The sequence below is a fragment of the Bradyrhizobium sp. Kon58 genome, from assembly GCF_055807455.1.
The window spans coordinates 167653-182238 of the sequence record NZ_JBVVOT010000006.1; the positions used below are offsets into that span (position 1 = coordinate 167653).

At 63.4% G+C, this 14586-nt stretch carries 11 protein-coding genes; 4 read left to right on the plus strand and 7 right to left on the minus strand.

From position 1 onward, the window contains the following. Window positions 1-138: 138 nt before the first annotated feature. Window positions 139-2403 carry a PAS domain-containing protein gene (locus tag AC0L20_RS13710; RefSeq protein WP_473288943.1) on the plus strand — a complete coding sequence of 755 codons (2265 nt, stop codon included), beginning with the start codon at window positions 139-141 and terminating at the stop codon, window positions 2401-2403. Between the two features lie 132 nt (window positions 2404-2535). Here the strand turns inward: AC0L20_RS13710 and AC0L20_RS13715 are convergent, their stop codons facing one another. Then, window positions 2536-2949, minus strand: a complete 414-nt coding sequence (locus AC0L20_RS13715) for a hypothetical protein (protein WP_473289056.1) — start codon at window positions 2947-2949, stop codon at window positions 2536-2538. A gap of 300 nt (window positions 2950-3249) precedes the next feature. On the opposite strand from AC0L20_RS13715, the gene AC0L20_RS13720 reads away from it, so the two are divergent. Beyond that, window positions 3250-4521, plus strand: coding sequence for an MFS transporter (locus AC0L20_RS13720; protein ID WP_473288944.1), 1272 nt, complete (start codon window positions 3250-3252; stop codon window positions 4519-4521). A gap of 197 nt (window positions 4522-4718) precedes the next feature. Here the strand turns inward: AC0L20_RS13720 and AC0L20_RS13725 are convergent, their stop codons facing one another. Beyond that, window positions 4719-5543 carry an NAD-dependent epimerase/dehydratase family protein gene (locus AC0L20_RS13725; RefSeq protein ID WP_473288945.1) on the minus strand — a complete coding sequence of 275 codons (825 nt, stop codon included), beginning with the start codon at window positions 5541-5543 and terminating at the stop codon, window positions 4719-4721. An 89-nt stretch (window positions 5544-5632) separates the two neighbouring features. Here AC0L20_RS13725 and AC0L20_RS13730 point away from each other — a divergent pair, with 89 nt between their 5' ends. After that, the gene (locus tag AC0L20_RS13730) at window positions 5633-6601 is read left to right on the plus strand and encodes an SMP-30/gluconolactonase/LRE family protein (RefSeq protein ID WP_473288946.1); all 969 of its coding nucleotides are present in this window, start codon (window positions 5633-5635) and stop codon (window positions 6599-6601) included. A 176-nt stretch (window positions 6602-6777) separates the two neighbouring features. On the opposite strand, the gene AC0L20_RS13735 is transcribed toward AC0L20_RS13730, so the two are convergent. Together AC0L20_RS13735 and AC0L20_RS13740 are read right to left on the minus strand one after the other, a co-directional pair. After that, window positions 6778-8208: an aldehyde dehydrogenase family protein gene (locus tag AC0L20_RS13735; protein ID WP_018457078.1), complete on the minus strand. Its 1431-nt coding sequence runs from the start codon at window positions 8206-8208 to the stop codon at window positions 6778-6780. A 281-nt stretch (window positions 8209-8489) separates the two neighbouring features. Next, window positions 8490-10853 carry a transketolase gene (locus tag AC0L20_RS13740; protein ID WP_473288947.1) on the minus strand — a complete coding sequence of 788 codons (2364 nt, stop codon included), beginning with the start codon at window positions 10851-10853 and terminating at the stop codon, window positions 8490-8492. A 133-nt stretch (window positions 10854-10986) separates the two neighbouring features. Between AC0L20_RS13740 and AC0L20_RS13745 the strand changes: the two genes are divergently transcribed. Then, window positions 10987-11448 (plus strand): Lrp/AsnC family transcriptional regulator, encoded by a 462-nt coding sequence (locus tag AC0L20_RS13745; RefSeq protein ID WP_473288948.1) that lies wholly within the window; start codon window positions 10987-10989, stop codon window positions 11446-11448. A 4-nt stretch (window positions 11449-11452) separates the two neighbouring features. On the opposite strand, the gene AC0L20_RS13750 is transcribed toward AC0L20_RS13745, so the two are convergent. The 3 genes from AC0L20_RS13750 to AC0L20_RS13760 all read right to left on the minus strand — a co-directional run bounded on the left by AC0L20_RS13750 (window position 11453) and on the right by AC0L20_RS13760 (window position 14557). Next, a complete protein-coding gene (locus tag AC0L20_RS13750) occupies window positions 11453-12532 on the minus strand; it encodes a zinc-binding dehydrogenase (RefSeq protein WP_473288949.1) in 1080 nt (359 codons plus the stop codon). A 58-nt stretch (window positions 12533-12590) separates the two neighbouring features. Further along, window positions 12591-13532 carry a DMT family transporter gene (locus tag AC0L20_RS13755; protein ID WP_473288950.1) on the minus strand — a complete coding sequence of 314 codons (942 nt, stop codon included), beginning with the start codon at window positions 13530-13532 and terminating at the stop codon, window positions 12591-12593. Between the two features lie 185 nt (window positions 13533-13717). Further along, window positions 13718-14557 carry an aldo/keto reductase gene (locus AC0L20_RS13760; RefSeq protein ID WP_473288951.1) on the minus strand — a complete coding sequence of 280 codons (840 nt, stop codon included), beginning with the start codon at window positions 14555-14557 and terminating at the stop codon, window positions 13718-13720. Between the last annotated feature and the right edge of the window lie 29 nt (window positions 14558-14586).

Consider the following 14586-nt stretch of genomic DNA (forward strand, 5'->3'; position numbering starts at 1 on the left):
CAGCCGCTGGAGAGAGGCCCGCCGGTCCAGGCGCTCTTGCATAGCTGCGATTGGACCAAGTCACCGCTCGGCCCACCGCAGGGGTGGTCACCGACGCTTCGGTCAGTCGTGAGTCTGGCGCTGGACTCGAAGTTTCCGATGTTCGTGGCTTGGGGCCCGGAACTCGGTTTCATTTACAACGACGCCTACGCTGAGATCCTCGCCGACAAGCATCCGGCTGCTTTCGGCGCTCGCTTCCATGACATTTGGGCCGAGATCTGGGACGATATCTGGCCTCTGATCCAAAAAGCCATGGCTGGCGAGGCAACTTGGCAAGAGAACCTGCCGCTCATCATGAACCGGCGCGGCTACGATGAGCAGACCTGGTTTACCTTCTCCTATTCGGCGGTTCGCGAGCCCACGGGCGAAGTGATGGGCATGTTCTGCGCCGTCGCGGAGACCACCGGCCAGGTGCTTGCAGAAGCGGCGCTGCGCGAAAGCGAAGCCAGGGCCGCGGCGATCACGAACTCCATCGACCAGATGATCTGGTCAACGCGACCTGATGGGTTCCACGACTTCTATAATCAGCGTTGGTACGAGTTCACCGGCGTACCGCAAGGTTCCACAGACGGCGAAGCTTGGAACGGAATGTTCCACCCCGAAGATCGAGAGGCCGCATGGTCCGCTTGGCGTCACTCCCTGGAAACCGGCGAACCGTATCAGATCGAGTATCGTCTCCGTCATCGATCCGGGCAGTACCGATGGGTGCTTGGACGTGCGCAGCCAGTGCGCGACGCAGATGGCGTGATCTTGCGATGGTACGGGACCTGTACAGACATTGAGGACATGGTCGCCGCTCGGGAGATCCTGGCCCGATCGCGCGAACAGCTCGAACGCCTTGTTCAGGAGCGCACGGAGGAGCGCAATCAGCTCTGGAGTGGTACCAACCTCTTGGTCGCGGTGGTTGCTTTCGACTCGACCATACGAGAGGTCAATCCGGCCTGGCCAGCGCTGCTCGGCTGGTCTCAAGCTGAGATCGTGGGACGACCCTATACTCAGTTCATCCACCCCGACGACATCGAAGGATCGCGCCTCTGGGCCGACGAACTCGCGGCTAACGATGAATCCGGCGAATTCGAGAACCGTTACCTTTGCAAAGACGGAGCCTATCGTTGGATCGCCTGGTCGGTCACCGCTAGCAAGGGAGCTTTTCACTGCATCGGTCGTGACATCCATCGTCAGAAAGAGCAGGCCGAAGCACTGAGAGCCGCCGAAGAGGCCCTCCGCCAAGCGCAAAAAATGGAAGCCGTCGGGCATCTCACGGGCGGCATCGCGCACGACTTCAATAACATGTTGTCGATCGTGATGGGCTCACTCGATCTTCTGAAGCGCCGAATGGTCGAGATCGACCCCCGCGCCAAGCGCTATCTCGAAGCTGCCATGGACGGAGCGCGCCGCGCTGCCTTGCTTACGCAGCGCCTCCTTGCGTTCTCCAGGCAACAGCCGTTGAAGCCGCAACCGATCGATATCAACAAGCTCGTCTCCGGGATGTCCGGGTTCATACGCGGCTCACTCGGCAGTGATGTAAGGTTAGAGACTGCGCTGGATTCAGACGTCTGGCGCATCTCAGCCGACGCAAACCAACTTGAAAATGTCCTCCTGAACCTTGCAGTGAATGCCCGCGACGCAATGCCGGAGGGCGGCCGGCTCACCATCGAAACTCACAACGCTGATTTGGACGACCGCTATCTGGCAAGCGAACCAGGCGTCCTGGCAGGGCAATATGTATTAATCGCGGTGACGGACACCGGCTCCGGCATGCCTGCGGACGTAATGGCCAAAGCCTTCGACCCCTTCTTCACCACCAAAGCTGTCGGCAAAGGCACCGGCCTAGGTCTCAGCCAGGTATACGGCTTCGTCAAACAGTCGGGCGGCCACGTCAAGATCTACTCGGAACCCGGCGAAGGGACAACATTCAAGGTCTACCTGCCGAGGCTCGTGGATGCGACCGAGCCCGTTTTCACGGAAAAAGCAGCCGCGTTCCTGCGTACCGACGACAATCACGAGCTTATCCTGGTGGTCGAGGACGAGCCGGCAGTGCGCCAGTATAGTGTCGATGCATTGATTGAACTGGGCTACCGCGTGATGGAGGCAGAAAGCGCAGAAGCGGCGCTGCAGCTTTTGGACGAAACCCCGGACGTCAGCCTACTATTCACAGACATCGTCATGCCGGACATCAACGGGGCGAAGCTCTCTGAAGAAGCGCTTCGACGCCGAGCGGATCTGAAGGTTCTTTTCACGACGGGCTATACGCCCAACGCGATGCTCCAAAATCGTGTGGCAAGACCCGGCGTGGCCGTGCTCAGCAAGCCTTTCACCGTCGAGGAACTCGCAGTGAAGGTGCGAGAGGTGCTGGACGGCTAGCCAGCGAGAGCGCACCGGTTCTGCGCAATGAGCTACGTTGCGCCCTGCCGTCATACCCAGATCAAGTTGTCGCTCCCACCAGCCCACTCTCGCGCCGATTCCCGTCAGGCCGCGGCAGGCCAGAACGCGCGTTCAATACCGCCTCAGCAGGCCGCGCTCCACGCTGGTATCGCCATAACCAGCGCAGGCGCCTTTCGGATCTCTGACCAGGTCCGTCCGGACACGCCTGAACGTTTTGGCGGCTGCGTCGGACACCTCGATGCGGAATTTACCGGGATCGGAGGTCTCGCCATCGCGGGCCTTGATGGCCGCCGCATAGGCGTCGATCATCGCCATCGCGGCATCCGTGCTGCCGAGAAGTCGGGCGCCGAGCTGGACACTGCCGGTACCATTGACCTCGTAGCCGACGCATCGTTGTTCGAGCACCGCGGACGCGGTGACGAGCTGGTCGAGAAACGTCGTCTCGGCGTCGCTGAGCATCGCGGATCGCGCCGGGCCCGACATGATCAGCGCGAGCAGTACGACGGCTGGCAATTTGATTTTCATTGTCCTGACTCGCGCTGCCGCAATCGAACCGTAATCGCGGCGCCGGTTGCCGAAAATGCGATCGCACAGATCGAGAACCAAATACCAAAGGCATGGTTGACCTGGATCAATGGGCAGGGCGGCCAAGCCAAAGCTCGGCCCTTGCATGCGCTCGCTCTCAGTGACCCGAGGCACGGCGTCGAGATTGGCATCAAAACCTTTTGTCAACCCATCGAAATAGTGCTCCATCGGAAATAGATAGGACCGGCGCCTAGCGGCGAATCACACGTTCTTCCCGTATTCCTTCCCGACCGAAATGGCATGACCGAACAAACCCTGACCGAGCCGATCGCCGAGCAGCAAGCGCCATCCCGCGGCTTCTCGCGCTACCAGGCGATCCTCGTCGGGCTGCTGGCGCTGGTCCAATTCACGATCATCATTGATTTCATGATCATGTCGCCGCTCGGCGCCATCATGATGCCGGCGCTCGATATTTCGGCCGCCCAGTTCGGGGTGGCGGTCTCGGCCTATGCGTTCAGCGCGGGAATTTCCGGCATCCTGGCGGCCGGCTTCGCCGACCGGTTCGATCGCAAGCGGCTGCTGTTGTTCTTCTACGCCGGCTTCACCCTCGGCACGGCGCTGTGCGCGATCGCGCCCAACTATCATCTGTTGCTGCTGGGGCGGATCGTGACCGGCCTGTTCGGCGGCGTGATCGGCTCGGTCGTGCTCGCCATCGTCACCGATCTGTTCACGCTGCAATTGCGCGGCCGCGTCATGGGTTTCGTGCAAACCGCCTTCGCCGCGAGCCAGGTGCTGGGCATCCCGGCCGGGCTTTTCCTCGCCAACCAGTGGAACTGGCACATCGCGTTCGGCGCGCTGGTCGGCCTGTCGGTGATCGGCATGGCCGCCGTGATGTTCCTGATGAAGCCGGTGAACGGCCATCTCGGGCTGAAGCAGGATCGAAACCCGTTCCGGCATCTGATCGCAACGGTCTCGCAACCGCGTTATTGGATGGCGTTTTCGGTGACGACCCTGCTGGCGACCGGCGGCTACATGCTGATGCCGTTCGGCAGCGCCTACACCGTGCACAATCTCGGCATCGACATCGTGCATCTGCCGACGATCTATCTCGTCTCCGGCCTGTTCAGCATTGTCATCGGCCCGCTGGTGGGACGCGCGAGCGATGCCTTCGGCAAATACCCGACCTTCGTCTTCGGCAGCGCGATGTCTATCGTCATGGTGCTGATCTACACCCATCTCGGCGTGGTGAGCCTGACGGTCGCGATCCTGGTCAACGTCCTGATGTTCGTCGGCATCTTCTCCCGCATGATTCCGTCGCAGGCGCTGATTTCCGCAATCCCCGAGCCGGCGCAACGCGGCTCCTTCAGCGCGGTCGGCGCGTCGCTGCAGCAGCTCTCCGGCGGGCTCGGCTCAGTGCTCGCCGCCGCGCTCATCGCGCAGGACGCCGACGGCACGCTCCGGCATTTCGACCGGCTGGGATACGTCGTCGTGACGACGGCGGTGATTTCCCTGATTCTGATGTATTTCGTGCAGAGGCCCATCGCGGCCCAGGCCGGCAAGCGCGTTGTTTGAGATGCCGGTTTTCTTTCGCCTCTCCCCGCTTGCGCGGAGAGGCCGGAATTCGCGCTGAAAGCGGGAATTCCGGGTGAGGGGGACTCTCCGCGAATCCGATTGTCACGACCCTTGCCGAGACGGCCCCTCACCCCACCCTCTCCCCGTAAGAACGGGGCGAGGGAGCGCACCTGCAGCGCGGCTATCCAATCGAGCTCCTACCGCTTATTCCAATCGATGATGCGGCTTGTGTCGCCATCGAACTCGTTGCTGCAGAACGCGCCGCCCTGATAGTGATCGCCGATCGGATCAGGCTTCAACTTGGCCTGCTCCGCCATCGCGTGCGCCACGTGGTCCTCGGAGCGCCCGGTGGGGCGGTAGCCGAACTCGTAGGCGCGGTGATTGTCCCACCACGCGCGCTCGTTCAGGGACACGCCGTAGAAGATCTCGAAATGAATATCGGGATGCTCGAGCCCGATCTGGCAGAGTTGCACCAGATCTTCCGGCTTCAGCCAGATCGAGATCCGGCGAAGGTCCAGCGGCACATCGCCGAAATTGCCGATGCGAAGGCAAGTCACCTTCAGGCCATGCTTGTCGGCATAGAGCGCGCCGACCGCTTCGCCGAACACCTTGCTGACGCCATAGCGGCCGTCGGGGCGCGGGGTCACGTCGGTGCCGATCTTGTGGTGGCGCGGATAGAATCCGACGGCATGGTTCGAGGAGGCGAACACCACGCGCTTCACGCCCTTGCGATACGCGGCCTCGAACAGATTGTAGCCGCCGATGATGTTGGCCTGGAGGATGTCGTTCCAGGGCCCCTCGACCGAATAGCCGCCGAAATGGATGATGCCGTCGATGCCCTCGCAGATCGCCTCGCACTGGGCAAGGTCGGAGAGATCCGCCGCCTTGAATTGCTCGTTGGGGCCGAGGTCGGCCGGCGGGCGGATGTCGCTGAGCAGCAGGTCCGGATAGATCGGCGGCAACAGTTTTCGCAGGCGCGTTCCAATCCCGCCTGAAGCTCCCGTCATCAAGATGCGCGACATGTCTTTCCTCGTCTTTGGCGACCGATTTGCCGTCAGGTGTCTCTGATGATAGCTGGATTGTCCAGAGGGAACGAAACGAGAGAACCGAGATGAATGAGGCATCGTCCCACACTCAAGGCTGGCGGCCGGCGACCTATTACCCCGATCCCGCGATAAAAGCACTCGATCCCCGCTTCGAAAAATACTGGCTGAAGCTCTCGGCGGTGGAGCGGCTGACGACCGGCCTGCGCTGGGCCGAGGGTCCGGTGTGGTTCGGCGACGGGCGCTATCTCCTGTGCAGCGACATTCCGAACCAGCGCATTATCAAATGGGAAGAGGAGACGGGCGCCGTCAGCGTGTTCCGCAAGCCCTCCAATTTCGCCAACGGCAACACCAGGGATCGCCAGGGCCGGCTCGTCACCTGCGAGCATGGCGGCCGACGTGTCACCCGCACCGAATATGACGGTAGCATCACCGTGCTGATGGACTCGTTCGGCGGCAAGAAGCTCAACTCGCCGAACGACGTCGTGGTGAAATCCGACGGCGCGGTCTGGTTCACCGATCCCACCTTCGGCCTGCTCGGCAATTACGAGGGCTACAAGGCCGAGCCCGAGATCGAGCCGAACGTCTACCGGCTCGATCCCGCGACCGGCAAGGCGACCATCGTTGCCGAAGGCGTGCTCGGCCCCAACGGGCTGTGCTTCTCGCCGGACGAGAAAATCCTCTACGTCGTGGAATCACGGGGCGTGCCGAACCGCAAGATCCTCGCCTATGACGTCTCGCCTGATGGCACCACGATCTCCAACAAGCGCGTCCACATCGACGCAGGTCCAGGCACGCCTGACGGCATGCGCTGCGACATCGACGGCAATCTATGGTGCGGCTGGGGCATGGGCGATCCCGAGCTCGACGGCGTGGTGGTGTTCGCGCCCGACGGCGTCATGATCGGCCGCATCGCCCTGCCGGAACGTTGCGCCAACCTCTGCTTCGGCGGCGTCAAGCGCAACCGTCTGTTCATGGCGGCGAGCCAGTCGATCTACGCGCTGTATGTGAACACGCAGGGCGCGGTGGGGGGATAGTTTTTGCCTGTCGTTGCAGCTCTTTCCTCGTCATTGCGAGGAGCACTTGCGACGAAGCAATCCAGACTGTTTCCGGGGAAAGATTTCTGGATTGCTTCGCTTCGCTCGCAATGACGAAAACAAAAACGCCGGAGCGGTTTCCCGCTCCGGCGTCATCTTCACCCAGGCGCTAAAGCCTACGCCGCGTTGAAGCCGGCGACGGCCTTCACTTCGAGGAAGTCCTCGAGGCCGTACTTGCCCCATTCGCGGCCGTTGCCGGACTGCTTGTAGCCGCCGAACGGCGCGGAGCGGTCGTTGGGCACGCCCTGCAAATTGACGTTGCCGGCGCGGATCTGACGGCCGACGCGCTTGGCGTCCTCGACGGACGCGCCCGTGACGTAGCCCGCAAGCCCATAGGGCGTGTCGTTGGCGATGTGCACCGCCTCGGCTTCGTCCTTGGCGCCGATGATGGTCAGCACCGGTCCGAAGATCTCTTCGCGAGCGATCGTCATGTCGGGGGTGACATCGGCGAAGATGGTCGGACGGACATAGAAGCCTTTGTTGACGCCCTCGGGCAGGCCCGGGCCGCCGGACACGAGCGTCGCGCCCTCGTCGATGCCCTTCTTGATCAGGCCCTGGATCTTGTCCCACTGGCCGCGGTTGACGACCGGACCGATGGTGGTGCCTTCGGCGCGCGGATCGCCCGCCTTGGTCTTGTCGGCGACGGCCTTCGCGATCGCGGCGACTTCCTTCATCTTCGAGGCCGGCACGATCATGCGCGAGGGCGCGTTGCAGGACTGGCCGGAGTTGTTGAACATGTGCATCACGCCGCCGGTCACCGCCTTGGTGAGGTCGGCGCCTTCGAGGATGACGTTCGGCGACTTGCCACCGAGCTCCTGGCTGACGCGCTTCACGGTCGGTGCCGCCCGCTTGGCCACGTCGATGCCGGCGCGGGTCGAGCCGGTGAACGAGATCATGTCGATATCGGGATGCTCGCTCATGGCAGCGCCGACCTCGGGGCCGAGACCGTTGACGAGGTTGAACACGCCCTTCGGCACGCCGGCTTCATGGAGGATTTCCGCAAAGATCAGCGCCGAGGTCGGGGTGAACTCCGACGGCTTCAGGATCATGGTGCAGCCGGCGGCGAGCGCGGGCGCGACCTTGCAGGCGATCTGGTTGAGCGGCCAGTTCCAGGGCGTGATCATGCCGACCACGCCGACCGGCTCGCGCAGCACCATGGCCGTGCCGACCGGTTCCTCGAAATGATAGTTCTTGAGCACGTCGAGCGTGGTCATGAGGTGGCCAAGGCCGGCGCCGGCCTGCAGCTTTTCGGCCATCGGCAGCGGCGCGCCCATCTCGTCGGAGACGGCGGCACCGATCTCCTTGAGCCGGCCCTTGTAGATCTCGATGACTTTGGTGAGCAGCGCGACGCGCTCGTCACGGCTGGTCTGGGAGAACGTCACGAACGCGCGCTTGGCGGCAGCGACGGCTTTATCAACGTCGGCCTTGGAGCCAAGCGCAACCTCGTACATCGCCTCTTCCGTCGCCGGGTTGACCACGGCGGTGGACTTCTTGACGGCGGGATCGACCCAGGCGCCGTCGATGTAGAATTGCATGCGATTGACCATAGTGAACCTCTTCTTGGGGCTTGGGGGGCGTTTCGGCAGGCATCCTTGCACGAAAGCGCCGGCAATTGAACCCGCCATGTGCGGGGCCAGCATTGCGGCGGACGGAGGGTATATGAGCCTATGGCGGGAGCGAGGCAAGGTGGTGGCCAAGGACGTCGTCCTGGCGAAAGCCAGGACCCATTACCACAGGAGCCAGTTAGTTTGCTCTGGCATCTACCACCTGTCGGTTGCAACAACTGCCGCGGCGTATGGGTCCTGGCCTTCGCCAGGACGACGGAGACTCAAACCGCCATCTTCCGATGCAGCACCGGCGCGCCGGTGGTGAGGCTTTCGGCCGCATCGATGATGGCGTTGGCGTCGATGCCGTGGTGGCGGTAGAGGTCGGCGATGGTGCCGGTCTGGCCGAACTGCTCGACGCCGAGCGCCTCGACGCGGTGGCCACGGACGCTGCCGAGCCAGCCCAGCGCCGCCGGATGGCCGTCGATCACGGTCACGATGCCGCAGTCGCGCGGCAGCGGCGCGAGCAGTTTTTCGATGTGACTGAGATGCTGCACGCCTCTACGATCACGGCGCAATTTCCGTGCGGCGGTCCACCCCGCATGCAGACGATCCGCGGACGTGATCGCGAGCAGGCCGATGTCGCGCCGGCTCTCACCGATGAAGCCGGTCGCCTCGATCGCTTCCGGCGCAATGGCGCCGGTATAGGCGATGATGAGTTCGGCATTGGGGCCCGGCTTGCGCAGCCAATAGGCGCCGTCGGTGATGCCCTGTGCAAGCTCCGGCGTCATGATCCGCTGCGCCTGCTCGATGCTGCGCGTCGAAAGCCGCAAATAGACCGAGCCGCCCTCGCCTGGATCGCGCTGCATGTGGTTGAAACCGAAAGCCATGATCACGGCGAGCTCGTCGACGAAGGCCGGCTCGAACGAGGCAAGCCCGTCCTGCGCCATGCCGATCAAAGGCGTTGCGATCGACTGGTGCGCGCCGCCTTCAGGTGCCAGCGTGATGCCCGACGGCGTTGCCGCCACCATGAAGCGGGCATCCTGGTAGCAGGCATAATTCAGCGCATCGAGACCGCGCTCGATGAAGGGATCATAGAGCGTGCCGACTGGCAGCAGCCGCTCGCCGTTGATCTGGTGCGACAGACCGAGCGCCGAGAGCATGATGAACAGGTTCATCTCGGCGATGCCGAGTTCGAGATGCTGGCCCTTGGGCGAGAAGTCCCAGTTGAAGGTGGATGGAATTTTCTCGCTGCGGAATAAGTCCGCCTTCTCGCCGCGCGCAAACAGGCCGCGCCGGTTCACCCACGGACCGAGATTGGTCGATACGGTGACGTCAGGCGATGTCGTGACGATGCGCCTGGCAAGCTCGCTGTCGCCGCGCGCGATCTCGTTCAGCACCAGCCCAAAACCCTGCTGGGTCGACATCTGCGGCGCCGGCTTGAAGGCGAGCTGCGACGGCACCTCGATAACAGGCGCGGTGAGCCGGCGGCCGTCCTGGTTGAACGGCACGCCCGCGAGGAAGGCGTCGAGCTCGGCGGCGTCTTGCGCGAGGCCCTCGTATCTGTCCCATTCGTGGCCGGGCCGGATGTTCTGGCTGTCGCGATATTTCTCCATCTGCGCAACCGTCATCAGGCCGGCGTGATTGTCCTTGTGACCCTGGAACGGCAGGCCGACGCCCTTGATGGTGTAGGCGATGAAGCAAACCGGACGATCGTGATCGACGGATTCGAAGGCGTCCAGCATGCTCGCCATGTCATGGCCGCCGAGGTTCGACATCAGCGCGAGCAGCTCCTCGTCGCTGCGCTTGTCGATCAGTTTGGTGATGGGGCCCTGATCGCCGATCTCGTCGTGCAAATGCTTGCGGAACGCCGCGCCGCCCTGGAAACACAAGGCGGCGTAGAGTGCGTTCGGGCAATTGTCGATCCAGCGCTTCAGCGCCTCGCCGCCAGCTTCCGCAAAGGCCTCGCGCATCAGCCGGCCGTATTTCACGATCACCACGTCCCAGCCGAAATTGCGGAACACGGTCTCGAACTTTTCCCACAGGCCTTCGCGGACGACGGCGTCCAGCGACTGCCTGTTATAGTCGACCACCCACCAGGTGTTGCGCAGCCCGTGCTTCCAGCCTTCCGCCAGCGCCTCGAAGATATTGCCCTCGTCCATCTCGGCGTCGCCGACCAGCGCAATCATCCGCCCTTCGCGGCGATCCTTCATCCAGCCATGCGCCTTGACGTAGTCCTGCACCAGCGAGGCGAACAGCGTCTGCGCAACGCCGAGGCCGACCGAGCCGGTGGAGAAATCGACGTCGTCGACGTCCTTGGTGCGCGAGGGATAGGACTGCGCGCCCTTGAAGCCGCGAAAATTCTCCAGCTTCTCGCGGCTCTGCCGACCGAACAGATACTGGATGGCATGGAACACCGGGCTCGCATGCGGCTTCACCGCGACGCGATCTTCGGGCTTCAGCACGTGGAAATACAGCGCCGACATGATGGTGGCGAGCGAGGCCGACGAGGCCTGATGTCCCCCGACCTTCAGGCCGTCCGCGTTCGCGCGGATGTGGTTGGCGTGATGGATGGTCCATGACGACAGCCACAGCGCCTTGCGGGCGAGCGCGGTCAACGTGTCGAGGCGGGCGGTATCAACGGGCATGGCAATGCTCCCGGAAAACAGGTGCCCGATGATACCCGTGCGGGAAGCGCCAAACTTCTCAATTTTTCGCGCAATACCAGCCAATATTGGGATAGCCTACCAATCGATCGGTAAAAACGACAGGTTCATCCCAATGCCCGCCCTCGACGCCATCGACCGCAAAATCCTCAGCTACCTCCAGAACGACAGCCGGCTGACCATGCAGGAGCTGGCCGACAAGGTCGGGCTGTCGGTGTCGCCCTGCCACCGCCGGGTCAAGCTGCTGGAGGAGCGCGGCGTCATCTCGCGCTACATCGCGACCGTCGACCAGAAGGCGCTGGGGCTGCATGTCAGCGTCTTCATCTCGATCAAGCTGGCGCGGCAGAAGGAGGAGGATCTCAACCGCTTCGCGCGCTCGATCTCGAAATGGGACGAGGTGCTGGAGTGCTATCTGATGACCGGCAACCGCGACTACCTCCTGCGCGTGGTCGCAGCCGACCTCGCTTCCTACGAGACTTTCCTGAAGACCAAGCTGACCCGGCTCGACGGCATCGCCTCGATCGAGTCCAGCTTTGCGCTCAGCCAGGTGAAATATTCGATCGCGCTGCCGGTGTAAGGCCTCACCGCCAAGGCTGCACGATGATCTTGGTGTGGACTTCGGGATTGGCGAGATCGGCAAACGCTTTCGCGACGCCGTCGATGCCGACTTCCGCAGTTACCATCGCCGCCGCATCCACCTGCCCTTCCGCGATCAGGCGCAGTGAGGCTGCGAATTCGTCCGGCGTGTAGCCGAGCACGTACTGAACGTTGAGCTCCTTCATGATGCCGAGCATGGGCTCGCTCCTGTCGGTCTCCATGCACACACCGACCACGACGATCCTGGCATCGCGCGGCGCGCCTTCGAACACCTGCTGCAAGAGACCGGGCACGCCGACGCATTCGAAGATGATCGCGGGCTTCAGCGCGGGCAGCATCGCCTGGAACGGCGGGCGCGCCGCCTTTTCCGCGTCCGACATTTGCGCATGCTCGGCCCAGGTCGCATAGGGCTGCGACACCCTTGGATCCACGACGATATCGGCACCGAGTTTTGCCGCAAGCGCGCGCCGCGCCGGCGAATAGTCAGCGGCGACGATCGGATGCAGGCCCTTGAGCTTCAGCGCCGCAATCACCGCCAGTCCGACCGGTCCGCAGCCGATCACGAGCGGCACCTCGCCGCCACGGATGTTGGCCTTGGCGACGGCGTGAACGCCGACCGCGAGCGGTTCGGTGAGCGCGGCATGCTCCGGCGCCAGACCGTTGGGCACCTCGAGCAGCAGCGCTTCGCTCAGCAGCATCGCCTCGGCATAGCCGCCAATATTATCATTGGAATAGCCAATGCCCTCGATGCCCTGCGGCGTCACGAGGGCCGGCAGCGAGCAGACGCGCGTGCCCGACTTCAGCTTGCGCACAGTGCCCGGGCCGTAATCGACGATCTCGCAGCAGAACTCATGGCCGAACACGACGTCGCGGGCGAGATCCATCGGCTTGCGGCCGCTCTTTCGCGCCATCTCCACCATGCGATGGGCGTGCTGGCGCGCGTGCAGGTCCGAGCCGCAGATGCCACAGGCGAGCGTCTTGACCAGCACCTGGCCGGGGCCCGGCTTTGGCTCCGCCATACGGTCGACGACAATCTCACCGTTCCTGAAAATCGCAGCGCGCATTCGGCTCCTCCCGGCTTGTTGAGCCATTGATAGCACGAAGCGGACGCGTGAACTTGCGTCAGGGGTTCGGGGACCGCTCTTCCATGATCAGGAGCTGGGCGCGGCGGATGCGCTCGCGATGGGCGATGTAGAGGCCGCTGGCGACAATGAAGGCCGCACCGGTGACGGTCCAAACATCAGGCACTTCGCCGAACAGGAAGAAGCCCAAAATGCTGACCCAGAGCAACTGCGTGTAGGAGAACGGCGCCAGCACCGAGGCATCGCCGTAGCGATAGGCCAGGACGATGATCCACTGGCCGACGGTGGAGGCGACGCCGATCACGATGCCAAGCCCGATCGCGGTCCAGGTTGGCGTGACCCAGACGAACGGTACCATCGGAGAGAGGATCGCAACGCCGGTCAGCGCCGAATAAGCCATCGTGGTGAGGACGGCTTCACGCCCGCTCATCATGCGCGTCAGGATCAGCGCCGCGGCCCAGCAGAATGCCGAGACGATCGGGAAGAACGCGGCGGCGTGAAACGCGCTGGAGCCCGGGCGCAGGATGATCAGCACGCCGGTCAGGCCGATCGCGGTCGCGATCCAGCGGCGCATGCCGACCTTCTCGCTCAGGAAAACGATCGAGAGCGCGGTGACGAACAGCGGCGAGACGAAGCCGGTCGCGGACGCCTCCGCGATCGGCAGGAAGCTCAGGCCGGTGATGAAGAACAGCGAAGAGCCGAGCAATGCCGCGCCGCGCATCAGCTGCAGGCCGAGGCGCTCGGTGCGCATGGCATGAAGCGGCGAGCCCGGCAGCATCACCGGCGTAAACATCAGCGCAAACGTCACGAAGCGGATCCAGGTGATCTCGATCGACGGCAGGCTCGACGACAAATATTTCGCGGTGACATCGGAGCAACCGAGAAAGATCGTCGACAGCAGCACCAGCGCGATGCCCTTGAAGGGATGATCGACGCGCGCGGGCGCGCGGCGCGCCTGCGGCTTCTTTTCCGGCATAGGCATGGGAATACTGTCGAGCCTTGCGGCTGCGGCGGGCGGCGGGGTCACGGCTGGAACCTAGGAATGCGAATCGGGAATGATCGTAAAAAACGATAATTGCGCCGCTTTCACAACTTCCGAAAACAGGATGCCGATATGCGCTCACGTCCGCGCGCGTCAAGACTCCATTAAGAATAGGCGTTTGTGCACTACAGCATAGGCAGGCCGCGCGGCTTCGGACCGCGCGGAAACGCCGCATCGAGCGCCGCGATCTCGTCTTTCGTCAGCACGAGATCGCCGGCCGCGGCATTTTCGCCGGCATGTTCCGCGGACGACGCCTTCGGGATCGCGAACACCGTAGTCGCACGGGTGAGGAAGCTCAGCGCGACTTGGCGTGGCGTCGCGCGACGCGCCTCCGCGATGCGCGCCAGCACCGCGCCGCCCTTGCTGCTGCTTTCAGGGAAATCATCGTGGCCGAATGGCGAATAGGCGACCACGGCGACACCATGCTGTTCGCACCACGGGATCACCGCGTGCTCGATCGCGCGTTCCTTCAGATGATAGAGCACCTGATTGCAGGCGATGCGGTCTTCGCCGGCGGCGTCGAGCATCTCGTCGAGATCATCGGCGTCGAAATTGGAAACGCCCCAGGATTTGATCTTGCCGGCCTTCACCAGGTCCTCGAACGCGGCCACGGTGTCCTCCAGCGGATACGAGCCGCGCCAATGCAGCAGATAGCAGTCGAGCCGATCGGTCTTCAGCCGCTGCAGCGAGCGCTCACAGGCGGTGACGGTTCCGCGGCGGGAGGCGTTGCTCGGCAGCACCTTCGACACGAGGAACACCTCGTCGCGTCGGCCCGCGATCGCATCGGCAATGACGAGCTCTGCATCGCCATACATCTCGGCGGTGTCGATGTGGGTCATGCCGAGATCGAGCCCGCGCTGAAGCGCCGCGATCGCGCGCTTGCGATCGCCATGGTCGAGGTACCAGGTGCCCTGCCCGATGACGGCGACGCTGGCGCCGGTTTTGCCGAAGGGTTTTGTGTTCATAATCGCTCCGATGCCGCTCGTTCGCTCAG